This is a genomic window from Hydrogenophaga sp. H7, from assembly GCF_002025745.1.
GTDB classification, from domain to species: Bacteria; Pseudomonadota; Gammaproteobacteria; order Burkholderiales; family Burkholderiaceae_C; genus Hydrogenophaga; species Hydrogenophaga pseudoflava.
This window is the reverse complement of record NZ_MCIC01000012.1, coordinates 443,985-470,905: the sequence shown is the minus strand read 5'-3', so window position 1 is coordinate 470,905 and position 26,921 is coordinate 443,985. Positions and strand designations below refer to the sequence as shown.

Genomic DNA, 26,921 nt, shown 5'->3' with positions numbered 1-26,921 from the left:
GAATGAGTAATCGATCAGATGAAGAAGGAGAGAACGGCAGACAGCCAAGGAGCGTGCCAAGACGGCTACAGACAGCAAGGGAATGGGTTGCTGCGACCGCCTCAGGCAGGGTCTTCTTCGGCAGACGACGGGCGCGTCATCTTGGACGGACGGGAGACAACGATCGCATCCTCAACGCCCCTGATCTGCATGAGGCCGCGACGAAGTTCCTCGTGCTCCTCGGTGCGGGCCTCATCGTCCCAAACAAAGGCGACGATCGTGTCGAAGCCGCTGCCGTCCTGCAGGTAGGTACCCGCGTCTGCGGCGACCTCCTGAATGATCTTGGAGAAGGCGCTCTTGCCCTTGCGAAGGAACTTGACTTCGACAATCACGCGCAGCGAGGGGATCGCAAGGTCGGCGCGAGGATGGTGCTGACCGAGCGACTTGAGCCACTCCTCATCGTCAAGATCGGGAAACACAGGCGCAAGGACCACCCACAGCATGTCCTGCACGTGGTATTCGTTCTCGACCGCCCACTGCGCGGCTGCTGACCTCGATGTACGGGGGGCGTCTTCCCACGCCCAGCGGCGCAGTGAACGGTTCACGCCGGATAGCAGACGCGCTACGTCCGCCGGAGTGGTCGATCCTGGTCGTAGCGTCGATGCGTCGCGCAGCAAGCGCGTCATGGCGGCAAGCTGTGTGGCTGCCCGCGTCGTGCCGTCGTCTTCGCCAGACAAAGACGAAATGAGAGCCCAGGCGCTGGCCCGCATCGCCTCAGTCAGGGCGAACGCCCACTTTGCGGAAAGCGCGACCGTTAGGTCGTCTGCAACGCCTCGATGCTGCGCCCAATCGTGGCCTGATGAAAGGCAGGCACTTGCTGCATGAATCAGCGACTCGTTCCAGTCGGCCGGGCGAGACCTCCTGAGTGTCTCCGCCAGCAGGTCGCGTAACCACGCTGCAGCCGGAGCGGCCTCGGGCTGATCGAGTTTCAGGATGCCGACAGCAACGCCCAGGAGCGCAAGGCCGTCGATCTCGAAGGCGAGCGGTCTCCCTTGCACGAAGTACCTTCGTGCCCGAAGCCACGTAAGGGCCTCGACGAAGGGGCTGGCAAACGACCTATCGAGATCAAATGCGTACCCTAGCACCGCCACGTGCAATGTCTCTCTTGCGGGGCCAGAGGCGGAGGCAGCTTCCGTTGCTAGCGTGGCAAGCAGCGGAGACCTGCCCAAACTCTCGCTCTGAATCCACGCCGCAAACGCGCGGGCGTGTAGCGGCTGGTGCGGATCGTCCGCCGCCGCCGCTGCAATACTTCGACGCAACTCCCAATGCGTCAGCTCATTCACAGGAACCACCGCGTCCGACTGATCGGGCTAAGCATCGTGTCGGGGTCCCAGTCGGGAACCTGGCGAAGGCCGGTCAGCAGTCGAACCATCAGCTCGGAATAGTGGATCGTGATCGGCAGTGGTGCAGGCGTGAACATCCGCCATGTGTGATTGGCGAAGTCGAAAGCCTGCCTTGTGAGGTACGTCATGTCGCGGAACGTGGACCTGTGGTGTAGACGGAGTAGTGACGGCAGGGGCATCCCGTCTCGTGCTTGCTTGAGGTCCTTGCCACCTGTGAAGGACAAGAGGGTCTCGGTCTGGCTTAGCGCCACAGACAGGCCACGCTCCGGCGCATAGACGCCCTTCATTCCGCCGCCACGGGTTTTGGTGCCAGCGTTTGCTTCGTCGAACAAGGCGAATGGATGGTCTTCGACGATGTGCAGAAAGGCGTACTTGACATCCGAAAGCCCGAGCTTCTGGATCAACATGTCCACAGCGTCGGCCTCGTGGTCCGCCATCTGCTTGAAGACATGGAAAATCAGGCGGACCGCATCGGTACTGCGCCAGTTGTCGTTCGTTCGGACCGACTCGATGGAACGCGACAGCGACTTGAACAGCTCTTCGCTGTAGTGCTCGTAGTCAACGGCGGCGGTGCGGTCGTCTAGCAGGTACTTCCCGTCGCTGGTAAACACCGTGGTCAGGCCGACGATGCGTTCCTTGCCACCAAGCCTGTTCGGCGAAAAGTTCTGCGAACCGATGCCGACGACAAGCTCGTGGGCCACCGTCGGCTGCGACTTGAGCAACCAGGGCGTCCCGCCCATCTTCGCGTAGGTGGCAACGCTCATGTTGTTGAGCACGTACACAAGCTGCTCGTCTGCGTTTCGCATCGTCTCCAGCGTCACCTCCTGCACAGGTACGCGATGCTTCAACAGGACCGCCTTCGTCGCAAAGTACGGGTTAACGGCGTCATCCATCTCCCTGAAGTCTTTGTCGATCTGGACGAGCGCCAGGTTCCAGTCGAAGCCGCCGTTGGTCGCGGCTTCAATGGCGGCACGGCATGCAGCAGCGTAGTCGGCGGCCGTGCTGCCCTTAGTTGTGAACGTCGATACCTTCGGCTTCTCAAGGCCGTAACGACGAATGAAGCCCTTCGCGTAGGGCTGACGGGCCCATTCACCGGAGCCGGTCGTCACGTCGGGCAGCCCATCAAGGAACTTGGCAAGAAAGGCGTCAACCTGGCCTTCATAGGCAGGCTGGCAGATCACGGCAATCCGGAGTTGCTTCGGCGTGAACGTGCGTTGATCGTACGGACCGTGTTTCTCCAGACCACGCTCGTTCCACGTGTCGGTCCGCGTACCGCTAGGGTCAAAGACAAGGACAGGTTTCTTGACGACCTCTGTTGTAAACGTCCATGACCCCCTCTCGCTCCCAACTAGCGGGCCGAGGATGACGGGAACCCCTGGTGCTGCCTCGATGTTTTGCGTCCTCAGATAGTCGAACGTCCTGCGGACGAGGCTCAGGCGTTCAGGCCCCGACAGGTGATTCATGGCCGCACTGTCGGCCTCGGCAAGCAGTCGTTCTGCTCCTGCGCCAACTAGCCGTTGGACGCACATCGCAACGTTCTCTTTGCGGGCTTCCAGGTACGCATCGACAGTGCTTACTGAGGACTCGCCGTCTCCGTAGTCGTCCAGCAGGAGCCGCGAACCCTCGACGGCGACCACCCGCCCAGCAAGCGGTGAGAAATCCGATACGCGCGGATCATCAGACGGCTGTCGCCGTCGTACGTATCGGCCCACGAGAGGAATGCCCGTCTCAATCAAGGTCTGGCAGTTAGCTTCAATCAGATTGCGTGTCCGAACGCCGCAGGCGAGGAGAACGCTGGATTTATCGGCGCTGTCCTTGATGGTTCTCGTCTCAAACTCAAGCACCACGCGGCGCTGTAGCCAGTCGGGCAAGGCCTTATGCGCAGGCAAAAGGTTCGCGGGCTTCTGGGAAAGGACACGAAGCGGAAAGCGCGGCTTGAGGACAGGACGTTGGAGTTCAACAAAGCGCCCGAGTAACGCTTCTAGAGCGAGGGGCGCAAGCAGCCAGGGCGCAAGAGAAAGGGCAAAGCGCTCGCTCCGATCGCCTAGAACCGGTAGCCCCTCTTTGAGGGCCAACGTGTATACGAGCGTCCCTTCTTCGCCACTGCGGCGAAACAGATAGTCGCCCCTATGCTTCTGACGCAATTCGTCCAACGTCTCCTTGGCGTAAGGAAGCACGCCGACAGCAACCTGTGTCTCGGGAGACACGGTGACGGGAACTGCATTTAGCAGGAGCTTCGCCATAGCTAACGATCCTTCCTCTCTGTTCCGGCCACCCTAGCAAGGGATCGGAGGGTTGTCAGCCCAAAACTGACTACGCCCTATGCCGCCCGGGCCAAGTTGCCGTTGACGGCCTGTTGCCAGACGTGGGTATAGACGTTCTGCGCGACAAGCTTCTTCTCTTCCGGCGTGAACGGCGGTGTCGGCAGGCTGGCGAAGACCTCATCGAGGATGAAGATCTCCACGTCGGCTTTGGTCTGCTCTTTCTCCCAGAAGCGGTCAAGTTCGGCGAGACGCGCCTTGACGGCGGCTAGCAGCGCCCGGCTGGCCTGCTTTACCCGTTCGCGCGCGGTCGCGTCGAGTCCGTCCTTCAGCAGCAGGTCGAACAAGGCAAGTTCATCCTCTTGAAGCCCCTCGCGTGTAGCGCGCTTCTGTTCCTCGTCTAGACCGTTCACCAACTCCATCAGTAGCCGGAAGGTCTCCTCGACCGTGGCGCGATCCTTCTCGCGGTTGTAGGCGGCGACGATCTCCTCGTACTTGATCTGGTAGTCCATCCGCATGGGGTTGCGCGCCAGCATCTCGGCGAGTTTCTGCTCGACAAGTTCGCGGATGTCCTGAATCGCGGTGGCCTTATTCCGCACCTTCTTGGCGAACTCCTCGCGCAGACGCTCAAGGTCGATCTTGCTGAGATCGAAGGTCAGACCCTCCGCCTGGTCGCGGCCTGGAGCCTGGGTGCGGATCGCCTCGTTGACGATGCGGTGCAATTCCTTGAGAAGCTCCGTGACATCGGCGGTGTCGCGGTTCTCGGTGAGCTTCTTGTAGATGGCCTCGATGTTGTCGTGCCGGACTGCATACTGGAACGCCGTGGGTTCGGTCACCAGCGAGCGGAACCTCACGAACACCTGGCGGGCGAGGATTTCAAAGCGACGCTTCGCTTCATCGCTGGTGTAGACCGCCTCGACGCCTGCGCTGATCCCGGCGATCTTGGAAAACCCGCTCAGGCCAACCAGCGATGCCGGATCGAAACCGAGGCTCCGCAGATGGAACTCGGTCGCTTCAATGGCTTCGAGCAGCGCCTGTAGCCGCTCTTCAATGGGGACGAGGACTGGATCGCCGCCTGGGTCGTCGGTGGCGTACTGCGCCAGCGCCTCCCGCAGACTCTTGAGCATGCCGTTGTAGTCAACGATCAAGCCGAAGTCCTTGCCGGGATACACCCGGTTGGCGCGCGCGATGGCCTGCATCAGCGTGTGCGCCTTCATAGGTTTGTCGAGGTAGAGAGTCGATAGAGACTCAACGTCGAAGCCGGTCAGCCACATCGCGCACACGATGGCGATGCGAAATTTGTGCTTGGGGTCTTTGAAGGCGTCTTCAACCTCAAGAGGCTTGTCCCCCGATGCCTCGAAGCCCTTCTTCATCAGGGCGCGGTGCGGGATGATGTCGAAGCCCCACTTCTTGAAGTCGGCAACTTCGTTCTGCGCCTCGCTGATGATGATCTCGATGATCGTCTCATCGAGCCACTGCGCCTGAGCGGCAAGCTTCGCGGCCCCGGCATCGTCGCCGACGGACCTCGCCCGCGCCGCAGCCCCGCGCACAGCATCGGCCTTCGCCTTCCAGCGCGGCATGATTCGCTGGTACATCCGAGCGCATGTGATCTTGTCGATGCAAACGAACAAGGCCTTGCCCGACTCCCAGCGTGCCGCGCAGTGCTCAACGAAGTCGGCTGCGATCTTGTCGAGCCGCTCGTCGGCGGTGATGACCTCATAGTCCTTGCCGAGGAGCTTGTCGAGCAGCGCCGACTGATCGGCGTCGAGTTCGGCCTCCTCGATCTTCTCCGTGATGCGCTCGTTCAGATCGGCTGTCGCGACCCCAAGCTTCTCGCCCCGGTTCTCGTAGACCAGCTTGACGGTCGCGCCGTCTTCCTCGGAGCGCTTGAAGTCGTAACGCGAGACATAGTCTCCAAAAATGCGCTTGGTGATCTGGTCTTGCTTGAAGAGCGGTGTCCCGGTGAAACCGATGAAGGCCGCGTTTGGAAGCGCGATACGCATGTTTCGCGCAAAGCGCCCGGACTGCGTGCGGTGTGCCTCGTCCGAGATGACGATGATGTCGTCGCGCTCGCTGTACGGCGCGTCCGGCTTCACATCCTGATTGAACTTGTGGATGAGGCTGAAGACGTAGGTATGGTTCTCCTTGAGGAGCTTTTCGAGGTTCGCCCCTGTCGCCGCTCGCGGCGTCAGCTTGCTGGTGATGCCGCACCCGGCGAATGTCTTGTAGATTTGATCGTCCAGGTCCTCGCGGTCGGTCATCAGCAGGAAGGTGAAGTTGCCCGGCACCTTGCGCCGCACCTTTTCCGCGAAGAACGCCATTGAGTAAGACTTGCCGCTGCCCTGCGTGTGCCAGAACACACCGAGTCGCCCGAGGTCAGGATGAGCGCGTTCGATGATGTTGACGGGCCCCTGCGGAATGAAGGGCGAAGGAGTTGGCTCTGCTGCAACCAGTTCGGTGGCCGCGCGCTTCTTAGCTCTCGACTTGGGCGTGTCATGCCGTTCGAGCGGAAGCTCGACCACGCGATGACGTAGACGCTCGCCCGGCGGGAATTGCTGCTTCAGCTCTTCCTGGCGCGCAACCGATGCCACAGCCTTGTTTACGCCGAGGACTTGGTGGTTGCGGGCGACGACCTTGCGGGTTTCGCCCGGCTTGCTCTCGTCATAGAGGATGAAGTTCTCGACGATGTCGAGCAAACGGTCTTGCGCCAGCATGCCGTTGAGCAAGGCCTCGGCAGCGACGCTGCCTTTGTCCTTCTCGTCTTGGCGCTTCCATTCGTAGAAGTGCTCCCACTGGCTGGTGATGGAGCCGTAGCGGGCCTTGTCGCCGTTGGAGACGATCAGGAAGGCGTTGTGATGAAAGGCATGGGCGATGACGTTCTCGTCCATGTAGTCGCGCAGGTTGCCGTCGAACCCGGCGCGAATGTTCTTGTAGACGGCCTTCAGCTCGATGAAGACGAGCGGCAAGCCGTTGACGAAGCAGACGATGTCAGCGCGGCGGTTGTAGTTGGGCGTGTGAACACCGGTCAGCTTCAGCTCGCGCACTGCAAGAAAACGATTACCCCCCGGCTTGTTGTCGAAGTCGATGACGCGCGCGCGCGGGGCCTTCCTGTTTCCGGAGGCATCGCGGTACTCGACAGGCACGCCGTCGCGCAGCAGCCGGTAGAAGTCGTGGTTGTGCTGCAACGTCGAGCGGCTCACGTCATAGACGGTGAGTGCGCGTACCGCTTGGTCGATGGCGGACGCAGGAAGGTCGGGATTGAGGCGTTCGAGGGCCGCGCGCAGATCGCGCGTCAATACGGCCTCCTTGGTATCCGTGCGACCCAGCGTGCCGCTTGGACCGAACGTCTCGTCGTTCCACGCATAGACGCTGTCCCAGCCAAGCACCTTCTCCAGGTGGTCGGCAAAGGTCTTCTGCACCAGCCGGTCTTCACCGTTGATGGGTGTTATCGCCATCGCGCACTCCCTCCCATGCTGGTGCCATCCATTCTCATCAGACCGCGACCTCGCCGCTCATCAGGCGCGGAAGCAGTAGGTCGCGGGCATCCGCGAGGTGCTCGCGTTGCCGCTGCAAGAGTTGGCGCTGCTTGTTGAGCGGCTCTACCACTTCACGAAACTGTTGTTGCAGCCGCAAGGTGGGAAGCATCAGCGGGAGGCTAGCCACGTCGCGACGAGCTATCCGGGGTCTGGTCGCTCCTATGGCACGGCGTTCGCAAAGCGCCAGATTTGCAGGGGAATTGATGAAGTACGTCAGGAAGTATGGATCAGCGATCTCCGGGTTGGCGACAGCGATCGCGCCGTCAACCGCAGTGATCATTCTCCACGGCATCTCGTGAACTAGCCACGCTCGGCCGATGGGCTTTGGCATACGCGCGATCAGGATATGCTCGGGCAGAAGCTCGCGACAATTCAAGCGTGAGAACGTCTCTTCGGTGACGTAGCGGAAGTTGCCAGTCTCCACGAACTCGTTCAATCCGATGTTTGAGATTTGCAGGAGTCTGTAGTCGTTGCCGCCTTGGTCTTTGGTCTCAATCCAATCGCCGTCCTCCAGACTCAGACATACTCCTCCGAGCGTCGTACGTCCCCAACCATCTGGTACTCCGTCCGTTACCTTGACGTGTTCATGACCAGGGAAGCGCAGATGGACGAACCACTCGCGATACAGCAGTCGCGCCGCTTCCTCCAGCAACGCGATACGCCGCTGATTGTTCTCAATCAGGTCGTCGTATGCCGTCAGAACTGCTGTAATCCGCTCCTGTGTTGTTCGGTTCGGTGCACGCACCTTCAGGAGGTGCAGGACGTTTCGGTCAACGCCGGGAACAGCGGCTTTCTCCGAGCGATAGTTCCTCAGCGTGTTCCTAAGCAGGTAGGCGACGAAGCGAGGACTGTTGCCCTTGAAGTCAACGACGTAAAGTGCAGTGTTGAGCGGCCAGTAGGGCTCATCAACGTAGAAGACTTCACCTATGGTCCCATATCGCCCAGTCACCACGCCCGGTGGCTCGGCCTTGGGGACGTTGTGTCGTCCTGTCACTCCCGCTGAGGAAACAACCGGTACCGTGCCATCGACCCGCAGTCTGTCAGGCAGATCGTGGCCGCGCTGCAGCTTCATCACATCGCCGAGGGTGCAGTCCTGCCAACTCATACACCCAGTTCCTCGAAGTTCCTGGCGATGCGTTCAGCTAGCTCCACAGCCTCGTCGTTTAATCCTTTGAGGTCGATGTGAATTGAGCGCAGGGCTTCCTCGAAGTCGAAGTCCTCATCGACCTCTTCGGGCGCGACGCCGACATAGCGGCCCGGGGTAAGGCTCCAGTCGTGGCTCGTGATCTCGTCGCGGCTCACGACCTTGACCAGTCCTTCAACATCCACCAGCTTGGCATCAGGGAAGCGTTCTTGTAGCCAGTCCGCCTGCTTGACGAAGTAACGCGGCTTGCGGAGGGCCTCGACCGCGCCTGCACGCGTGCCTTCCAGCGCCTTGCGTGCGCGGGTGACCTCTGTACTCGGCCAGTCGTCCGCCTCACGCGCCTCCAAGTCCTTGACTGCGATGTCGATGACGCGCCCGGCCAATTTGGCCGCAAGGTCAATCTGTTTGGTGAGGTCGCGGCACTGCTCCGCCGCTGGGTGCAGTGCTCTGCGTGCCTTGTTGAGACCGGCGTTGTCGCGCTTCGCCTTGGCCCAGTCCTTGGCGCGCGTCGCGAGTTCGTCATCGAAAGTCTTAATGTCGTCCGCCAGCGTGGCGCGAAGGGTGGCAAGCTCCTTCCAGGTCTCGGCCAGCGGGTCGGGGTCGCGCTTGACCGTGGCAAACGGCTTGGCAAGCTCGATCAACTTGCCCAGTGCTTGCCCAAAGGCGGCGAGCGGCGCATCGGTGGCCTTTCCTTCATCGACAGCCTGGTTGATGTAGGACTCGATCAACTTCAAGAATCGATCGCTCTGCCCACGGTAGAGCCAGACAATCGCGGCGATGTTCTTCTGCTGCTCGGGCGAGAAGTCGTATACCGCGCGGGAGACCTTGCGGTAGATGTTGCGCGCGTCCAGCATCAGCATCTGGTCGCGGCGCGTCTTGTCGTTCTCCTTCGCGCGGTCGAAGAACCAGAGCTGGCAGGGAACGGTACGCGTATAGAAGAAGTTGCCGCGAATGTCGATCATCACATCGACAGCGCCGGACTCCACCATCTTCTGCCGCACGGCGGCCTCGTCGCGGCCCGCGCTCGATGCCTGCGACGACATCACGACACCCGCGCGGCCCTTCTCGTTCAGGTAGCTGTAGAAGTACGAGAGCCACAGGTAGTTGGCATTCGAGACCTTCTTGGCTTTGTTGATGCCGGGCAGGCCGAACGGCAGGCGCTTGTCCTTGCTGATCTTGTCGGCGTCTACCTCGTCCACGTTGAACGGCGGATTCGCCATCACGAAGTCGCACTTGCCGACCAGCTCGTGCGGGTCCTTGTAGTAGGTGATGGCTTCGTTGCCTGACCTGATCTTTCCCTCCAGGCCGTGAACGGCCAGGTTGATCTGAGCAAGCTTGGCCGTGGTCTCGTTCTTCTCGTGGCCGTAGAAGGTGACGCGCTTCATCGTGTCCTGACCGGCGTCCTCGATGAAGTGGCTGGACTGAACGAACATCCCGCCCGAGCCGCACGCGGGGTCGAGGATCACGCCGTGGTTGGGCTCGATCACATTGACGATGGTCTGGACGATGGACGGTGGTGTGAAGAACTCGCCGTTGTCGTGCGCGCCCTGCTTGGAAAACTCCGCGAGGAAGTACTCGTAGATGCGACCGAAGACATCGCCCGAGGCCTTGCGCAGTGCCTCGGTATCGAAGGTGCGCATCATGCGGTCGAGAAGTTCGTTGTCGAACTTCTCGTAGTCCTTAGGAAGCTGACCGGCGAGCGGTTGGAAGCTGGCTTCCACCGTCTCCATGGCCTTTGTCAGCGCCGCGCCCATGCTCTTATCTTTGGGCGTCTTGATGATCTCGTCGAAGAGAGCGGCTTTGGGCAGCATGAGCGCCCGACGCTTGGCGAAGTCGCCAGCAACGGGCTCGCGGTCGGGCATCTTCCCGGCCTTCTTGTCGGCCTCGATGGCGGCAAGCGCCTCGTAGTAGCGGTTGGTTGCCTGCCGCAGGAACAACAGCCCCATGATGGGCATGAAGTATTCGTTTGAGGCGAGCCCGGAGTTGGCCCGCAGGTCATCGGCGATCTTCCAGAGTCCGGCCTCGAACTCCTCAATCCCTGTCATGTGATCAGCAATCATTGTTCTCTTCTTGCTCTTTCGTTTGCCTTCAAGCGGCTCTGCGTTTGACGGCAGTGCCCTTCGTGTGAGTCGATACGGTCGGGAGGCGCTTGATCTCGCTGCCTGTCTCGGTCTTGGCGACCTCAAGCTCGTACCGCGCCTGCAGAGTCATCCAGTATTCCGGCTCGTTGCCGAACCAGTGGGCGAGGCGGAGCGCGGAGTCGCCCGTGATGGCGCGCTTCCCGTTCACGATCTGCGTGATCCGGTTCGCGGGCACGTGAATCTGCCGGGCCAGCTCGGTAGGGGTGACACCGAGGCCCTCAAGCTTGTGCGCCAGGACTTCACCTGGGTGGCGGGCAGCAGTAGACATCGGGGTTCGCCTCGCAGGAGCAGCCCGATGGCGGTTGCTCCCTTTCCTTGTGGTCTTGGCAGGGTAGTCACCCTGACGATGTACGTCAATCATAAATCGCGCCAGCGGCACGGCTGGCGTGCACAGTCATCAATCCCGGGGACGGCCCCTCGCCCCTCCTGTCGTAGCCCGCGCTGGCGGCCTTCTTGAGGACTCTTGTTGCGCCTGGGGCAGAGGTCTGCAAGTGGCAGGCACTCTTCCTCTGCCGTTTCAGCACGTTCGTGTGCTGCGCCTCAGGCCCCAAGCACTCCTCCCGGTCCTACAAGGCCGCGCTGGGCGGCCCGCGACTAGGAGGAACAAATGAAAAGCTACATCCCCACCATCGACGAGCTGCTTCGCCTTCCGAAGCGCGAGCTGGACGCGATCTTCCGCCGGGCGGCAAGCGTCGCCAGCGATGCAACGCAAGGCCCTCAAGCGAGAGAGGCAGCGGAGCGAACCGTCGAGAACGTCCGGCGCTGTCGGCTCTGCCCTCCAGGCCCGTAAAGTGCTGGCAAGCGCGGAGTCAGTGCAACAGCGGGATGTACGGAAAGAACGAGCGCGAAGCGCGCCCGCAGACCTTGCAGCGAAAGCGCATGGAGACAACATACCGGCTGCGTGGGACGGGAAGGTCACGCGCCAGTTGATGCCGCTCCCGGCGGCAGCGTTCGCACCGGACGATCAACAGTCCGTTCCTGTCGAACAGTTCCCCAAATGTCAGCTCGTCGAGTGCGCGTCCCATGCTCTGACCATAAGCACGGGCGCGAGAACATTTCAAGAACGCCGTGCGGACCACGACCATCCAAGGCTGCGAGGTACTGCTGCGATTCGCCACAAACTCGCCACAAGCTCAAAAATGTTGCCTCAGACATTGGCGGATTTCTGCGGGTTTCAGCGGGTAGTCGATTTGTGGCAAAAGCTCCGGTTTTTTGGCTGCTATGGAAACTAACCGGCTGCTAAGTCATTGATCTGGTTGATGGAGCGGGTGAAGGGAATCGAACCCTCATAGCCAGCTTGGAAGGCTGAGAAAAACTGGCTGATTTCTGCGGCTTACGGAGCGCTCGCCACAGATTCGCCACAAGGATTTTGGAGAAGGTCAGCGAAGAGCATTTCGGCAGCGCGCTTCTTCTCTTCCTCGCGCCCCTTAAGCAGGTGACCGTACACGTTGAGAGTGATCTCGGCCTTCGAGTGGCCCATCGCTTCCTGGATGAGTTTCAGGTCCAGGCGCTTCTCGATCAGCTTGGACGCGAAGTAGTGCCGCAGGGAATAGGGGGTGTACTCCGGCTCATACTTGACCTTCGACCCCTTCCGACCCTTCTTCTTCGCCGCGAGCCCGGCCTCCTTCATCAAAGGAAGCCACGCGCTGGTGGCGAAGTTGTTGAGCATGATGGGCTTCCCGCTGTCTGTCGGGAAAACGAGGTTGAGTTCTGACTTCGGGCAGTCCTTTCGCCACGCGAAGATCATGTCTGTGACCATGCGGGGCAAGTAGATCGTGCGCCTGCCTGCTTTCGATTTCACAGGGCCGATCTCGCCTGTCTTGTCGGCCCGTTGCACGACTTCGACACGATCGACGTGGATGTTGTCCCAGGTGAGGCCGCGATACTCTGAGGGACGCATTCCTGAGAATGCCGCGAGATAGATCATCGGGCGATAGCGCGCCCAGCACTTGCGCATGAAGTCGTTCTTGCTTCCCATGCGGTCGGCGGCGGACAGGATGGCGCGCAACTCCGCGTCTGACGGAATCTCGACCTCCGCGTCGTCATCCTCGTGGCGACCATGCGCTTTGATGGTGATGCCGAGAGCGGGGTCCGTCTGGATCGCATCCTGATGTTTCATCTCGATCAACATCGAGTGGAACGATGACAGGGTGCGCCGTGCAAGGTCGCGGCTCTTGTTGGTGAGAAGCCAGTTTCGGAATTGCACGCAGTCAGCCGGGCGAAGCTGCGCGAGTGGCGCAGCCCATGTGTACTCACACATAACAGCGGCGCGGCGGCGGTACTCTTTAAGTGTCTCCTTCTCGACGACCTCGCGGCCATCACGACCGATCTTCTCGCAGATGTCGAGCCATCGCTGCACGCCTTCCGGCACGGTCAACGCCGCCGCTTTGGCGGGGCTGTTTCGCGACCCGGCGGTCTCACGAAACGCGACGGCTTCTTTACGTGTATCGAATGATCTGTAGGCGTAGCCGGTTTCTGTTCCCGGTGCCGCGTAGCGGACTTGGTAGGTCGTGCCTTTGGTGCCTGTTCTTTTTCTGATGTCGGACATGAATCACGCTTACCGCACTCATGGACTCGGGTCAAAGAGTTTCTGCGTGCTGGCAGTCCGTATGGGCTGGACGTGGGCGGCACGCTCCGCTTCAACCTGGCAACGCAGGTAAATTTCAAGAAGGGTGCCGCGCTCGATCTTGAGGCGGCCGTCGATGGGATCGACGAAGAAGGGCAGCTTGCGGCGGCCTGCTGCATCGGGATCGGCGGCGCGCTTGATCTGCTTGGGTGTGAGGTTGATGCCGATCTCCGCCAATGCCTCCCGTGCTTCGTCGAGTCCGATGTAGAAGGGAGGTTTTGTCATCGGCTCCTCCGTCTACAGCTTGAAGTCGTCGGCCGCAGACCGGTACGGGCCATCGCAGTCGAGCTTCTTGACGTTTCGACCGTGCCGACGGGGTTCAACGTTGTGGCCTTTGCCATCGGTCGGATTGACGTAGAGGGTCGCGCCGCGCGAGAACTTGATCGCGTAGTCATCTTCCAGCTCGTGCAGCTTCTCGAAGATGGCCTGGCGGATGTCGGCGATCGACATCTCGCCGTGAATGAGTATCTGCATGGACGGGTCCCTTCCAACCGCTGCAACCTATGATTTCCATAAGTTCAGTGTGCGCGTGCATCCACTAAGAACTGGTTAACACACGCATGCAAGCCGCAGATTTCTGCGGCTTAGGCAGCTTCGAGGTACGCCAGTACCCGCGCCAGTCCGTGGTAGTCCTTTACCGCCGTCAGGAGGATGCGCGAGGAACGTGCGAGGACTCTCCTTTGATGCCGTCCCTAGAGTGGGTGACACCGGAAAAGGAGAGCGTCATGTCGAACGGCTACTACTCGACGAGAGACCTGTGCGTGCGTTACCGCTGCTCTTCGCGCACGCTGTTCCGACGCATGAAGCGTGAAGTGAACCCCTTCCCGGCTGCGTGCATGCAGCAGGCAGGTAGCTTCAATCTCTGGGATGCTGATGAGGTAGCGGCCTGGGAGCTGCGGGAGCGCGAGCGCACACGCTTGCGCGCGGCTCCTGACTATGAGGCGAGGGCGGCAGCATGAGCAGCTCGACCCTGTGCAAGCTCCCTTGCGGCTGCTATGCCGTCACTTTAGTGCTGCAACCTCATGTCGCGGCATTTGTCGAGGAGGCTGCCAAGGCGCGGGGCTTTGCGGATGCTGATGCTCTGCTGCAACTCGTCCTGAACAACGGGATGGCCATCGACATGTTCGATTGCCTCGGCGCGAGTACCCCGCCGAACCCGTGTCTTGATGAGGATGACCTTCCCTTCTAGTACCAACGCGCGACGGGGTGCGTTAAGGAGAGTGGCTATGAGAGTGTCCACACTTCGCAAGCTGCGCGGCGGCTGCTATGCCGTCACGCTGTGCCTGCCTCCGGACCTCGCGGCCTTTGCCAAGAAGGAGTTTCGCGGGCGGGGCTTCGTAGACGCCGACCAGTTCCTGAGCTGCCTTCTCAACACGGCGCTGTTCGAGGCGATGGAAGCTGATCCGCCTCCGCCGCTTGTCGGTTTCGACGGGATGGACGACGACATCCCCTTCTAGAGGCGCTTGCCACCGCAGGGCGTCCGAAGCCTTCATAGAGCTTCGGACGCCCCACCTTCATCCTGCCGTGAGGGTCTGCAAACGCTTGAACCACGCGGTGTAGGCCTCGGCTTGCTCCTGCAGGTAGTCGTGGTGGTCGTAGACCTGCCACGCGCCGGGCATACGGTGCCCCAGCATGATTTCAGCGATGTGCGGCGCGGTGAGCGTCGAGAAGTTGGTCCGCGCGGTACGCCGCAGGTCGTGGACCGACCAGTGCTCCATCTCGAACTTCTCGTGTCGCCGCAGCCATTGCATCACGTTGTAGGGTAGTGCGAGCGGTGCACTTGTCCCCATGGCTTCATCGCTGCCGGTGTTGGTGAACAGGTAGCGGCTACCGTCGCTCAGCGCCATCGCCTCCTTGATGAGGGGGCCGATCTCAGGCGTGATCGGGCGCAGCAGCGGCTTGCCGGTCGCGTGTCCGAGCTTGTGGTTGCCAGCGGGCACGGTCCAGACACCGCGCGCAAAGTCGAAGTGCGTCTTCTCGGCCTGACGCAGCTCACCGTTGCGGCAGCCATAGATGAGGCACAGCTTCAGGAAGAGACGGTTCTTGGCAGCCATACGGGAGCGCTCCACCGCGCGCCACAGGCGGTTGATCTCATCACCGGAAAGCGTGCGTGAGCCGGGCAGCTTCTTGATCTGCAGGTCTTCCTTGGCGTTGATCCCGGCGAGCGCGCTGGTCGCGATCAGCTTTCGCCGCACAGCCCACTTGAGCATCTGCTTGGCGTTGATCAGGATGCGTTCGGCAATGCCGGGGCGCACCGTCGCATGCTTCTCCAGCAGGTTGAGCCATTCGTGCAGGCTCACCTGCTCGGCGGGTAGCTTGCCGATCACCGGGAAGACGTGCAGCTCAAAGCTGCGCAGGATGTCGTGGTGGCCCTTCTTGTTCTTCTGGCAGTAGGCGTCGTACCACTGCCGGAAAAGCTGCTCGACCGAATCCGCCTTGATGATGGCCTGCTTCTCCAGCAGACGAACGACCTGCGGATCGTGCCCCTGCTCGTGGCGCGCGCGCAGCCGCTGCGCCTCGCTGCGCGCCTCTTTCAGCGACATCAGCGGATAGCTGCCGAGGTCAAGCCTGCGGGGCTTGCCCTGGTAGCGGTAGCGCATCTGGAACGTGATCTTGCCCTTGGGCGTGATGCGCACGCCCAGCCCTTCGCGGTCGCCGCGCTCTGCGAGCGCTGCCCGCTCCTTCCCGTCATTGGCCTTCAGCCATGTGTCCGTCAACGCCATACGCACCCCCAGTGTGTACATAGCGCGAGGGGGTCCGCGATCCGGGCGGTTTATGTACATGCCTATGTACACAAACCCGCTGTCACGGCCTGTCTCGCCATGACAGCACTTGACCATTCCCGGAAGCGATCCTTCCTCGCGCAAACCACGTGAAGGGTCAGCCCGTGTCCCGGCTTGACCCCGCCTGACTCAGAGGCCGAGGTGGGGGTGCGAAATGATGGCGAAGGTGCGGCGGCGCTGCACCTGTTGGGCGATGTCGGACATAACCCTCGATTATCCCCGGTGGGACAATACCGGCATGCACCCGAAAGCCCTTCTGGACGAAAGCGCCAGCCTGATCGAGAAAGTCTTCAAGTTCGACCACCCGGCCGATGCCATCGTGGCGCGCCATTTCCGCGAGAACAGGTCGCTCGGCCCGCGCGAGCGGGCCACTCTGTCGGACACCGTGTTTGCCGTGCTGCGCGAACGTCTGAAGTTCGAGTGGCTGGCCCGTTCCGGCAGCGGGTCCAAATGGCGTCGACTGGCCATTCTGGGGTTTCCCGGGGAGCACGACTACCTCAAGAGCGCGCTGACGGATGCAGAGAAGGAATGGTGGAACGCCTGCGGGAAAGTGGGCGATGCGCAGTTGTTGGCCCCGCATCGCCACAACTTGCCCGAGTGGCTGGCGCAGGCGCTTCGAGAGCAGTTGGGAGACGAGTTCGATGCCCTGGCCGAAAGCCTGCTGCGTCCGGCACCGCTGGACCTGCGGGTGAATGCGCTCAAACAAAAGCGCGACGCTGCATTGGCGGGTGTGCGCAGTGCCGGATGGCCTGCCGAGCCGACGCCGTACTCACCGCTGGGCATTCGGCTGGAGGGCAAGCCCAATCTGGCCAAGCTGCCTCTGTTCACTGCGGGCGAGGTGGAGGTGCAGGACGAGGGCTCGCAACTTCTGGCCCTGTTGCTCGGGGCCAAGCGCGGGGAGATGGTGGCCGACTTCTGCGCTGGCGCAGGGGGCAAGACGCTGGCGATCGGGTCGTCCATGAAGAACACAGGCCGCCTTTATGCTTTCGACACCTCGGCCCACCGACTCGATGCCATCAAGCCCCGGCTGGCGCGCAGCGGTCTGTCGAACGTGCACCCGGTGGCGATTGCCCATGAACGTGACGAGCGCATCAAGCGGTTGGCCGGGAAGATGGACCGGGTGCTGGTTGACGCTCCGTGTTCCGGTCTGGGGACGCTGCGCCGCAGCCCGGACCTGAAATGGCGCCAGACGCCTGAAAAAGTGGCGGCGCAGGCCGATCTCCAGCAGCGCATCCTGGACAGCGCCGCCCGTCTGCTCAAACCCGGTGGACGGCTGGTCTACGCGACCTGCAGCCTGCTGCCTCAGGAGAACGAAGCCGTGGCGAGGGCTTTCGAGTTGGCGCATCCCGAATTCGAGCCTCTGTCGGTGGCCGATCTGCTCGCCGTGGCCCAGGTCGGAGAGGCCGCGTCCCTGTGTAGTCCGGATGGGCTGCACATGAGGTTGTGGCCGCACCGGCACGGCACGGACGGCTTCTTCGCCGCCGCTTGGCAGAAAAAAGGCTGACACGACCGCATTGATTTCATATTGTGGTGTGCGGCTTGGGGAATTTCACCCCCACCAGTAAAATTGAAGGCTATCCTGCCAGGCGCCCGCAGCGGGATCTTCATGTTGTTACGCCGGGCGCGCACATAGGAAATCAATGTTTTCTTCCGATTACGGCCTCCTGTCCTATCTCTGGGACGGGCTGATTCAGTTTCTGGCCGACGGCCTTACCCAGGCCACCTGGTGGCAAGCCATCATCGCGGCGCTGGTGATGACGCACATCACCATCGCCAGTGTCACGATCTACCTGCACCGCCACTCGGCGCACCGCTCGCTGGACCTGCACCCGATCGCCTCCCACTTCTTCCGCTTCTGGCTGTGGATGACCACGGGCATGGTCACCAAGGAGTGGACCGCGATCCACCGCAAGCATCACGCGAAATGTGAACATGAGGGCGATCCGCACAGCCCGGTTGTGTTCGGCATCAAGAAGGTGTTTTTCGAAGGCAGCGAGCTGTATCGCGCCGAGGCCAAGAACCAGGAGACCCTGGCCCGCTATGGCCACAACACCCCGGACGACTGGATCGAGCGAAACCTCTACACGGGTCGTTCACGACTGGGTGTGAGCCTGATGCTGATCATCGACGTGGCGCTGTTCGGTGCACTCGGGCTGACGGTGTGGGCGATTCAGATGGCGTGGATCCCCATCACCGCCGCCGGCATCATCAACGGCATCGGTCACTGGTGGGGCTATCGCAACTTCGAGGCGGCGGATGCCAGCACCAACGTGTCGCCCTGGGGCATCATCATTGGTGGTGAAGAGCTGCACAACAACCACCACACCTACCCGACGTCCGCCAAGCTTTCGGTCAAGCCCTACGAGTTCGACATCGGCTGGATGTACATCACCATCCTGAAGACTTTCGGGCTGGCCTCGGTGAAGAAGCTGCCGCCCAAGATGGCCTTCGGTGCCGTCAAGCCGGTGGCGGATGAAAAGACCCTGGAAGCAATCATCGCCAACCGCTATGAGGTCATGGCCGGCTATGCCCGTGAACTGCGTGTGGCCTGTCAGCGCGAGGTCGAGGCACTCAAGAGCCGCAGTGGCGATGTGTCCGCGCTGGAAGCGGCCCGCCGCTGGCTGCACCGAGATGAAGACAAAGTGCCGGCGGCGGTGAAGCCCCAGCTGGCACAGGCCCGTGCCGAGCACCCTGTGCTGGACAAGATGGTCACCATGCGGGAGGAGCTGCGCTCGCTCTGGACCGGCACGAACGCCACGCGCGAGCAGCTCGCGGCCGATCTGCAGGCTTGGTGCCGCCGCGCCGAAGAGAGCGGCATCGCGGCCCTGCGCGATTTTTCGATCCAGCTGCGCTCCGCGCGCGCCTGACGGAATCGAGCAGCCCGTACCATGGCGTGGTGCGGGCAACAAAAAAGCCGCTGTGGAAACAGCGGCTTTTTTGTTGGGTCGAACCCGAATCAGGGCCGAATCACTTCAGCTTGATTTCCTTGTAGTCCACGTGCTTGCGAGCCTTGGGATCAAATTTCTTGATCAGCATCTTCTCGGGTGTGGTCTTCTTGTTCTTGGTTGTGGTGTAGAAGTGGCCGGTTCCTGCGGTGGATTCCAGCTTGATCTTCTCGCGTGCGCCTTTGGTTGCCATGTCGTGACTCCTTAAGCCTGGCCACGTGCGCGCAGGTCGGCGAGCACAGCGTCGATACCGTTCTTGTCGATCAGGCGCAGGGCAGCGCCCGACACGCGTAGACGAACCCAGCGGTTCTCGCTCTCGACCCAGAAACGGCGGTATTGCAGGTTCGGCAGGAACCGGCGCTTGGTTTTGTTGTTGGCGTGGGAAACGTTGTTCCCGACCATGGGCTTCTTGCCCGTGACGTCGCAGACGCGTGCCATGAGGACACTCCGATACTTCTATACAGCTGCCGCAGCGGGCCGACCGATCTGATGCGTCAGAAACGACCGACTGGCGGTTGAGCCTCACCTCGCCAGGAAAGGGTGGCGGTAACCCGGGGAATTGCTTCAAACCAAGTCAAACAGACTCGGTCCACTCAGCAAAGCCACACATTATAGCTCGACCGATGGATGGCGGTCGACCGCCAGTCGGCTTGCGGGGGCGAGGTCTGGTGTTTCAGGCCGGGTTCTGTTCCAGGAATCGCTGCGCGTCCAGCGCCGCCATGCACCCGGTGCCCGCACTGGTGATGGCCTGGCGATAGACATGGTCCTGCACGTCACCGGCAGCGAACACCCCGGGGACGCTGGTCATGGTAGCCATGCCGTTGTTGCCCGACTGGGTGATGAGGTAGCCATCCTTCATGGCCAACTGGTCTTTGAAGATCCCGGTGTTCGGGCTGTGCCCGATGGCAATGAAGCACCCCTTGACGGTCACATCCTCGGTGGTTCCGTCCTGCACGTTTTTCAGACGCACCCCGGTCACTCCGCTGGCGTCGCCAAGCACCTCGTCGAGCACGCTGTGCAGCTTGAGCTCGATCTTGCCTTCCTTCACCTTGTCCATCAGCTTGTCGATCATGATGGCCTCGGCCCGGAAGCTGTCGCGCCGGTGCACCAGAGTGACCTTGCTGGCGATGTTGGAGAGGTACAGCGCTTCTTCGACAGCGGTGTTTCCGCCGCCGACCACGGCCACCTCCTGGCCACGGTAGAAGAAGCCGTCGCAGGTGGCGCAGGCACTCACCCCTTTGCCCATGAAGGTCTCTTCGGAGGGCAGGCCCAGGTAACGGGCCGATGCGCCGGTGGCGATGATCAGTGTGTCGCAGCTGTATTGGCCACTGTCACCCGTGAGGACGAACGGACGCTTGGACAGGTCCACAGCGTTGATGTGATCGAACACGATCTCGGTCTTGAAGCGCTCGGCGTGCTCCAGGAAGCGCTGCATCAGATCCGGCCCTTGCACCCCGTGCACGTCCGCGGGCCAGTTGTCCACCTCGGTGGTGGTCATGAGCTGACCGCCTTGCGCAATGCCGGTGACCAGCACAGGGGCCAGGTTGGCGCGGGCGGCATAGACCGCCGCCGTATATCCGGCAGGGCCGGATCCCAGAATAAGAACTTTCGTATGCTTCATTTCGGAGGCCCATCGATCTTCAGGGCAAGTGGTTTAGAGTCGGTGGGTGTGCTCAGAGTCGTGATGTCCGGTGGTCACATCGCCGCGCTGAGGATTGATCGGCATTGTATGAAACGCGCCTTGGGCGCATTCGACACAAAGGTTTTAGACATGGCCATCCTGTCCAATCTGGATCTGATCCGTCGGGTTCCCCTGTTTTCGACGCTCACGCAGGCCCAGGCCGAATCTGTCGCCGAAGCCGTGGTCAAGCGGCGCTACAAGCGCGGAGAGGTGATCGTGGAACAGGGCAAGAAATCGAACTTCCTCGCCATCGTGCTCACCGGGCGTGCCCGGGTGGTCACCACCGATTCAAGGGGGCGGGAGGTGATCCTGGCAACCATGAACCCGGGCGACTACGTGGGCGAGATGAGCCTGATCGACAACCAGCCCCATTCGGCCACGGTGCGCGCCGAAGTGCAGACCGATGTGCTGATTCTGGGGCGGGTGGAGTTTGCGCGTTGCCTGCCCGAGAACACGTCGATGGCCTATGCGGTCATGAAGGGCTTGGTGCTCCGCCTGAGGCACGCCGACCGCAAGATCGAATCCCTGGCGTTGATGGATGTGTATGGGCGCGTGGCCAGGGCACTGCTCGAATTTGCGGTTCCGGACAAGGATGGTCGTCTGGTGATTCGCGAGCGGGTCTCGCGCCAGGATGTGGCCAAGATGATCGGCGCATCGCGCGAAATGGTCAGCCGGGTGATGAAGGACCTGGAGGACCGGGGCTTCATCGAGGTGGGTGAGGATGGCAGCACCATCATCAAGGACCGACTGACGTCGCTGGGCTGATCCTTCCATCGCCCATACATTTCGTCGACTCACGACTGGTCACATTCCGGTCTGCGGCCATGCGGATCGGGCACCCCCGTGCGGTAAGCTCGTTGCCGCAATCTGTCGAGGTCTATGACGTATTCCATCAACACGCTCAATGCCGACCGGGCGAATCCGCCTGCAAGTGGCGTCTCCCGGTTCGCCCATGAGCTGGCCCTGGTGCTGGGGGCCGCTCTGCTCGGGTTCTGGCTGATCGCTCTGCTCAGCCACAGCCTGAACGATCCTGCCTGGAGCACCACGGGCAATGAGGGCGATGTCCACAACTGGGGAGGGCAGCTGGGTGCCTGGCTGTCCGATGCCAGCTACTACCTGTTCGGCTTCTCTGTCTGGTGGCTGTTGCTGGCGGGCTGGCGCGTGTGGCTGTCGGCTCTGGCCGATCGTTTGCGGGGGCAGGATGCGGAGCGAGTGGAACCGGTCGACGCCGACGAGCCCTCTTTCTGGCGCAACCCCGCCGTTCAGCGCACGCTCTACGGGCTTGCGCTGGTGACGCTGATGGTCGGCAGCGTGGTGTTGGAATGGAGTCGTCTGTACCGGTTTGAATCCCTGCTGCCTGGACACGGTGGGGGCGTGCTGGGACATCTTTTGGGGCCATGGGGTGTGCGCTGGCTGGGGTTCACCGGCTCGGCACTGGTCGCTCTGGCCTTGATGGTCGTGAGTGCGCCCAGAGTGTTCCAGTTTTCGTGGGGCCACTGGGCAGAGCGCCTGGGTGCCCAGTTCGACGAGTGGTTTCAGTCACGGAGGGAAAAGCGAGAGGCCGTGGAGGACCAGCGCATCGGCGAGCAGGCTGCGCGCGAACGCGAGGTGGTGGTCCAGGTGGAGCGCGACGTGATCGAGGAGCAGCACCCGACCCCGGTGGTGATCGAACCTGCGCGGGCCGAGGTACCCAAGAGCGAGCGCGTGGCCAAGGAGCGCCAGAAGCCGTTGTTCACCGAAATGCCCGACAGCAAGCTGCCGCAGGTGGACCTGCTGGACAGCGCGCCGTCCCATCAGCAAGGGGTGGACGCTCAGACGCTGGAGATGACCAGCCGCCTGATCGAAAAGAAGCTCAAGGACTTTGGCGTCGAGGTGCGGGTGGTGGCGGCTGCGCCGGGCCCGGTGATCACGCGCTACGAAATCGAGCCGGCCACGGGTGTCAAAGGCTCGCAGATTGTCAACCTGAGCCGCGACCTGGCGCGTTCGCTGTCGCTGGTGTCGATCCGCGTGATCGAGACCATACCGGGCAAGAACCTGATGGCGCTGGAGCTGCCCAACGCCAAGCGCCAGACCATCAAGCTCAGCGAGATCCTGGGTTCGCAGGTGTACAACGACGCCAGGAGCCTGCTGACCATGGGCCTGGGCAAGGACATCGCCGGCCTGCCGGTGGTGGCCGACCTGGCCAAGATGCCTCACTGTCTGGTAGCTGGTACTACCGGTTCGGGCAAGTCGGTGGGCATCAACGCCATGATCCTGTCGCTGCTCTACAAGGCCGACGCCAAGGACGTGCGGCTGCTGCTGATCGACCCGAAGATGCTGGAACTGAGTGTCTACGAAGGCATTCCACACCTGCTGTGCCCGGTGGTGACCGACATGAAGCAGGCGGCCAACGGCCTGAACTGGTGCGTGGCCGAGATGGAGAAGCGTTACAAGCTCATGAGCAAGATGGGTGTGCGCAACCTGGCCGGCTTCAATGCCAAGATCGACGAGGCCAAGGCGCGCGGCGAGCACATCGGCAACCCCTTCAGCCTCACGCCCGAACAGCCCGAGCCACTGGAGCGCCTGCCGCACATCGTGGTGGTGATCGACGAACTGGCCGACCTGATGATGGTGGTGGGCAAGAAGATCGAGGAGCTGATCGCGCGCCTGGCGCAGAAGGCGCGCGCCGCCGGCATCCACCTGATTCTGGCGACGCAGCGGCCCAGCGTGGACGTGATCACCGGCCTGATCAAGGCCAACATCCCGACCCGCATCTCCTTCCAGGTCAGCAGCAAGATCGACAGCCGCACCATCCTTGACCAGATGGGCGCCGAGAGCCTGCTGGGCATGGGCGACATGCTCTACATGCCTTCGGGCACCGGCTTCCCGATCCGCGTGCACGGCGCCTTCGTCAGCGACGACGAGGTGCACCGGGTGGCTTCTTACCTCAAGGAGCAGTATGGCGAGCCCAACTACATCGACGGCGTGCTGGAGTCGGCTGCGGGTGATGGCGAGGGTGGCGACATGTTTGGTGAAGGTGGCGGCGAGGGCGGCGAGAAGGACCCGCTGTACGACCAGGCGGTGGCCATCGTGCTGCAGGACCGCAAGGCCAGCATTTCCTACGTCCAGCGCAAGCTCAAGATCGGCTACAACCGGGCCGCCCGCCTGCTCGAAGACATGGAAAACGCCGGGCTGGTGAGTGCGCTCACCAGCAGCGGCCAGCGCGACATCCTGGTGGCGCCGCGCGGCGATTGACGCTCGCACGGAAACCTTTGCGGGGCCTGCGGCTCCCATACGTTCATGAACCACAGAACTATTTTTGCCATCGTGCTGTCCCTGGCGGCGTCGCTTGCTCATGCCGACGGTCTGCAGGATCTCGAAACCTTTCTGCGCGAGGTCAAGAGTGCGCAGGCCAGTTTCACCCAGGTCGTGACCTCGCCCAAGCGAGAGGGCGAAGCCACCGCGCGCAGCAAGACGTCCAGCGGCCGGTTCGAGTTCCAGCGCCCGGGGCGTTTCCGCTTCGAGTACACCAAGCCGTTCGAGCAGACCATCGTGGCCGACGGCCAGACCCTGTGGCTGTACGACGTGGACCTCAACCAGGTCACGGCGCGCAAGCAGCAGGATGCGTTGGGCAGCACGCCCGCCGCGCTGATCGCCTCAGGCACCGATCTCAAGGGCCTGTCCGAGGCGTTCGATCTCAAGGCCGGAGCGGCCAGGGATGGCATGGAATGGGTCGACGCCCAGCCCAAGGCGAAGGACGGGCAACTGCAGAGCGTGAAGGTCGGATTCTGGCAGGGGAAGCTGGCGGTGCTGGAGATCGTCGACGGACTCGGCCAGCGCTCGGTGCTGAGCTTTGCGCAATGGCAAGGCAATGTGGCGGTCAAACCCGAGCGTTTCCGCTTCCAGCCGCCGGCCGGTGCCGACGTCATCCGCCCCTGAACGGAGTCGCGTGGTCACCGCTGCCGCCCACCAACCGCTGGCCGAGCGCCTGCGCCCGCGCTCGCTGGGTGAGGTGATCGGCCAACAGCACCTGCTGGGGGAGGGCATGGCGCTGCGCCTGGCCTTCGAGTCCGGTCAGCCGCACAGCTGCATCCTCTGGGGGCCGCCAGGGGTGGGCAAAACCACCATCGCGCGGCTCATGGCCGATGCTTTCGACGCCCAGTTCATCACCATCAGCGCGGTGCTGGGCGGCGTGAAGGACATCCGAGAGGCGGTGGAGCGCGCCGAGGCGGCCCGCGATGGCCTGCACGCCCAGCGCACCATCGTCTTCGTCGACGAGGTGCACCGCTTCAACAAGAGTCAGCAGGATGCGTTCCTGCCGCATGTCGAGAGCGGCCTGTTCACTTTCATCGGTGCCACCACCGAGAACCCCTCGTTCGAGGTCAATTCCGCGCTGCTGTCGCGGGCAGCGGTCTATGTGTTGCAGCCGCTGGGTGAGGACGATCTGCGCCAATTGGTGACACGTGCGCAGGGCATCGGTGCCGTGCCGGCCATTGAAAAGGCGGCCGAGGACCGTCTGATCGCTTACGCCGATGGCGATGCACGGCGTCTTCTGAACACCCTGGAAACCCTGGCGGTCGCCGCCCAGCGTGAAAAGCTGGAGCAGGTGACGGACGTGTGGCTGCTGCGCGTGCTGGGTGAGCGCATGCGCCGCTACGACAAGGGCGGCGAGCAGTTCTACGACACCATCAGCGCGCTGCACAAAAGCGTGCGCGGCTCTGATCCGGACGCGTCGCTGTACTGGTTCGTGCGCATGCTCGATGGTGGTGCGGACCCGCGCTACATGGCGCGACGGCTGATCCGCATGGCGGCCGAGGACATCGGGCTGGCCGATCCGCGGGCCCTGCGCCTGGCACTGGACGCGGCCGAAGTTTACGAACGCCTGGGGTCGCCGGAGGGCGAACTGGCACTGGCCGAATGTGTGGTCTACCTGGCGGTGGCTCCCAAGTCCAACGCGGTCTACAAGGCGTTCAACGAGGCCAAGGCCTTTGTCAAGAAAGACGGCAGCCGCCCGGTGCCCATGCATCTGCGCAATGCCCCCACGAAACTGATGAAGGATCTCGACTACGGCAAGGGCTACCGCTATGCGCACGACGAGGCAGGAGGTTTTGCGGCAGGCGAGACCTATCTGCCCGACGGCATGGCAGGCACGCAGTTCTACCGACCCGTCGACCGGGGGCTGGAGATCCGCATCGGTGATAAGTTGCGGGAGCTCAAGCGGCTCAACAATCAAAAAGACTAATGAAGAGCCTGACGCGCTGATGCAGCACTTTTGGAGCGCCAAAACCGAGGGAAAACCCGCGCGGAATCAGGGCTCGCCTGCATCAGGTGTGTGCCGACCCTTGGCTACAATCCGCCTCCAACCCGCAGTCTGCCCTGTTTCAGGGTCTGGCCTGGCGGGTTTTTTGCTAAGTTGAAGCGGGTCTGAACACGGGACCCCGCGCTGCACAACGGCGCGGGATCGGATTTCCCGGCCTGTCAAAAACACGGAGAAAACTTCATGGACGTCTTGCTGCAGCAGATCATCAACGGTCTGGTCCTGGGCAGTATGTATGCGCTGGTGGCGCTTGGGTACACGATGGTGTACGGCATCATCGGTCTCATCAACTTCGCGCACGGTGATGTGCTCATGGTCGGCGCGCTGACCAGCTGGACCATCATAGGCTGGATGAGCAACGCCTCGCCCGGCCTGCCCGGCTGGATGGTGCTGCTGCTGGCCACGGTCATTGCGATGGTGGTGTGCGGTGCGCTGAACTACACGATCGAGAAGCTGGCCTACCGGCCGCTTCGCAACTCGCCCCGGCTGGCGCCGCTGATCACCGCCATCGGCATGTCGCTGCTGCTGCAGACTTTCGCGATGATCATCTGGGAACCCAACCCCAAGGCCTATCCCGCGACCCTGTCGCGTGAGCCGATCGAGTTTGCCGGCGCCGTGATCTCGGTGACGCAGATCGTCATCCTGGCCGCGACGGCCATCACGCTGGCCTTCCTGATGTGGCTGGTGAACAAGACCAACCTGGGCCGTGCCATGCGGGCCACCGCCGAGAACCCCCGGGTCGCCGCGCTGATGGGCATCAAGCCCGACGTGGTCATCTCCGCCACCTTCATCATCGGTGCCATGCTGGCCGCCATCGCCGGCGTGATGTGGGCTTCCAACTACGGCACGGTGCAGCACGCCATGGGCTTCATGCCCGGCCTCAAGGCCTTCGTGGCCGCGGTGATGGGCGGCATCGGCAACCTGGCCGGTGCCGTGGTGGGCGGCGTCGCGCTGGGCCTGATCGAGTCGCTGGGCGCCGGTTACCTGGGCCAGCTCACCGGTGGTGTGCTGGGCAGCCAGTACGTCGACATCTTTGCCTTCATCGTGCTGGCCCTGGTGCTCACGCTGCGTCCCTCGGGCCTGCTGGGCGAGCGTGTCGCCGACCGAGCCTGATACCGGGAGAACC

The 26,921-nt window shown here is 62.3% G+C and carries 24 protein-coding genes; 11 read left to right on the top strand and 13 right to left on the bottom strand.

Features of this window, described 5'->3' with window-relative positions:
• Positions 1–101: 101 nt before the first annotated feature.
• From BC358_RS08740 to BC358_RS08715, 6 genes are all read right to left on the bottom strand, one after another.
• Entirely contained in the window at positions 102–1,322 is a 1,221-nt protein-coding gene (locus BC358_RS08740; protein ID WP_143434230.1) for a hypothetical protein, read from the bottom strand.
• Complete coding sequence (locus BC358_RS08735; RefSeq protein ID WP_079365507.1) at positions 1,319–3,625, bottom strand: Piwi domain-containing protein; 2,307 nt, start codon at positions 3,623–3,625, stop codon at positions 1,319–1,321. The genes BC358_RS08740 and BC358_RS08735 overlap by 4 nt, the downstream gene beginning before the upstream one ends.
• Before the next feature lie 77 nt (positions 3,626–3,702).
• Positions 3,703–7,098, bottom strand: coding sequence for a type I restriction endonuclease subunit R (locus tag BC358_RS08730; protein WP_079365506.1), 3,396 nt, complete (start codon positions 7,096–7,098; stop codon positions 3,703–3,705).
• Between the two features lie 37 nt (positions 7,099–7,135).
• Positions 7,136–8,284, bottom strand: coding sequence for a restriction endonuclease subunit S (locus BC358_RS08725; protein ID WP_079365505.1), 1,149 nt, complete (start codon positions 8,282–8,284; stop codon positions 7,136–7,138).
• Complete coding sequence (locus BC358_RS08720; RefSeq protein WP_079365504.1) at positions 8,281–10,383, bottom strand: class I SAM-dependent DNA methyltransferase; 2,103 nt, start codon at positions 10,381–10,383, stop codon at positions 8,281–8,283. Before BC358_RS08720 ends, BC358_RS08725 begins: the two co-directional genes overlap by 4 nt.
• A gap of 28 nt (positions 10,384–10,411) precedes the next feature.
• Complete coding sequence (locus BC358_RS08715; protein WP_079365503.1) at positions 10,412–10,732, bottom strand: HigA family addiction module antitoxin; 321 nt, start codon at positions 10,730–10,732, stop codon at positions 10,412–10,414.
• Positions 10,733–11,071: 339 nt separating this feature from the next.
• On the opposite strand from BC358_RS08715, the gene BC358_RS08710 reads away from it, so the two are divergent.
• A complete protein-coding gene (locus BC358_RS08710) occupies positions 11,072–11,254 on the top strand; it encodes a hypothetical protein (protein WP_079365502.1) in 183 nt (60 codons plus the stop codon).
• Between the two features lie 543 nt (positions 11,255–11,797).
• Here the strand turns inward: BC358_RS08710 and BC358_RS08705 are convergent.
• The 3 genes from BC358_RS08705 to BC358_RS08695 are packed head-to-tail and all read right to left on the bottom strand — an operon-like array spanning position 11,798 to position 13,564.
• On the bottom strand, positions 11,798–13,012 hold the full coding sequence (locus BC358_RS08705) for a site-specific integrase (protein ID WP_079365501.1): 1,215 nt from the start codon (positions 13,010–13,012) through the stop codon (positions 11,798–11,800).
• 18 nt (positions 13,013–13,030) lie between these two features.
• A complete protein-coding gene (locus BC358_RS08700) occupies positions 13,031–13,315 on the bottom strand; it encodes a hypothetical protein (RefSeq protein WP_179130039.1) in 285 nt (94 codons plus the stop codon).
• A gap of 12 nt (positions 13,316–13,327) precedes the next feature.
• Positions 13,328–13,564 carry a hypothetical protein gene (locus BC358_RS08695; RefSeq protein ID WP_218669478.1) on the bottom strand — a complete coding sequence of 79 codons (237 nt, stop codon included), beginning with the start codon at positions 13,562–13,564 and terminating at the stop codon, positions 13,328–13,330.
• Between the two features lie 251 nt (positions 13,565–13,815).
• Between BC358_RS08695 and BC358_RS21800 the strand changes: the two genes are divergently transcribed.
• Genes BC358_RS21800 through BC358_RS08680 form a run of 3 tightly spaced genes read left to right on the top strand, consistent with a single transcriptional unit; the run spans position 13,816 to position 14,547 of the window.
• Positions 13,816–14,049 carry a hypothetical protein gene (locus BC358_RS21800; RefSeq protein ID WP_143434229.1) on the top strand — a complete coding sequence of 78 codons (234 nt, stop codon included), beginning with the start codon at positions 13,816–13,818 and terminating at the stop codon, positions 14,047–14,049.
• Positions 14,046–14,279, top strand: a complete 234-nt coding sequence (locus BC358_RS08685) for a hypothetical protein (protein ID WP_079365499.1) — start codon at positions 14,046–14,048, stop codon at positions 14,277–14,279. Before BC358_RS21800 ends, BC358_RS08685 begins: the two co-directional genes overlap by 4 nt.
• Positions 14,280–14,316: 37 nt before the next feature.
• Positions 14,317–14,547, top strand: coding sequence for a hypothetical protein (locus BC358_RS08680; protein ID WP_079365498.1), 231 nt, complete (start codon positions 14,317–14,319; stop codon positions 14,545–14,547).
• Positions 14,548–14,604: 57 nt separating this feature from the next.
• Here BC358_RS08680 and BC358_RS08675 read toward each other — a convergent pair whose 3' ends face one another.
• Entirely contained in the window at positions 14,605–15,813 is a 1,209-nt protein-coding gene (locus BC358_RS08675) for a site-specific integrase (protein ID WP_079365497.1), read from the bottom strand.
• A 298-nt stretch (positions 15,814–16,111) separates the two neighbouring features.
• On the opposite strand from BC358_RS08675, the gene BC358_RS08670 reads away from it, so the two are divergent.
• Together BC358_RS08670 and BC358_RS08665 are read left to right on the top strand one after the other, a co-directional pair.
• Positions 16,112–17,377: an RsmB/NOP family class I SAM-dependent RNA methyltransferase gene (locus BC358_RS08670; protein WP_079365496.1), complete on the top strand. Its 1,266-nt coding sequence runs from the start codon at positions 16,112–16,114 to the stop codon at positions 17,375–17,377.
• A 136-nt stretch (positions 17,378–17,513) separates the two neighbouring features.
• A complete protein-coding gene (locus BC358_RS08665; RefSeq protein ID WP_066153224.1) occupies positions 17,514–18,740 on the top strand; it encodes a fatty acid desaturase in 1,227 nt (408 codons plus the stop codon).
• Positions 18,741–18,840: 100 nt separating this feature from the next.
• Here BC358_RS08665 and rpmG read toward each other — a convergent pair whose 3' ends face one another.
• From rpmG to trxB, 3 genes are all read right to left on the bottom strand, one after another.
• Positions 18,841–19,011 (bottom strand): 50S ribosomal protein L33, encoded by a 171-nt coding sequence (gene rpmG, locus BC358_RS08660; RefSeq protein ID WP_056269543.1) that lies wholly within the window; start codon positions 19,009–19,011, stop codon positions 18,841–18,843.
• An 11-nt stretch (positions 19,012–19,022) separates the two neighbouring features.
• On the bottom strand, positions 19,023–19,256 hold the full coding sequence (gene rpmB / locus BC358_RS08655) for a 50S ribosomal protein L28 (protein WP_056269541.1): 234 nt from the start codon (positions 19,254–19,256) through the stop codon (positions 19,023–19,025).
• Positions 19,257–19,491: 235 nt separating this feature from the next.
• Positions 19,492–20,439, bottom strand: a complete 948-nt coding sequence (gene trxB / locus BC358_RS08650) for a thioredoxin-disulfide reductase (RefSeq protein ID WP_079365495.1) — start codon at positions 20,437–20,439, stop codon at positions 19,492–19,494.
• A 150-nt stretch (positions 20,440–20,589) separates the two neighbouring features.
• Between trxB and BC358_RS08645 the strand changes: the two genes are divergently transcribed.
• The 5 genes from BC358_RS08645 to BC358_RS08625 all read left to right on the top strand — a co-directional run bounded on the left by BC358_RS08645 (position 20,590) and on the right by BC358_RS08625 (position 26,908).
• Positions 20,590–21,264, top strand: coding sequence for a Crp/Fnr family transcriptional regulator (locus BC358_RS08645; protein WP_079365494.1), 675 nt, complete (start codon positions 20,590–20,592; stop codon positions 21,262–21,264).
• 114 nt (positions 21,265–21,378) lie between these two features.
• Positions 21,379–23,733, top strand: a complete 2,355-nt coding sequence (locus BC358_RS08640) for a DNA translocase FtsK (protein ID WP_079365493.1) — start codon at positions 21,379–21,381, stop codon at positions 23,731–23,733.
• Between the two features lie 45 nt (positions 23,734–23,778).
• The gene (lolA, locus tag BC358_RS08635) at positions 23,779–24,417 is read left to right on the top strand and encodes an outer membrane lipoprotein chaperone LolA (protein WP_079365492.1); all 639 of its coding nucleotides are present in this window, start codon (positions 23,779–23,781) and stop codon (positions 24,415–24,417) included.
• 10 nt (positions 24,418–24,427) lie between these two features.
• The gene (locus tag BC358_RS08630) at positions 24,428–25,720 is read left to right on the top strand and encodes a replication-associated recombination protein A (protein WP_256861452.1); all 1,293 of its coding nucleotides are present in this window, start codon (positions 24,428–24,430) and stop codon (positions 25,718–25,720) included.
• Positions 25,721–25,978: 258 nt separating this feature from the next.
• On the top strand, positions 25,979–26,908 hold the full coding sequence (locus BC358_RS08625; protein WP_066153243.1) for a branched-chain amino acid ABC transporter permease: 930 nt from the start codon (positions 25,979–25,981) through the stop codon (positions 26,906–26,908).
• The last annotated feature ends 13 nt before the right edge of the window (positions 26,909–26,921 follow it).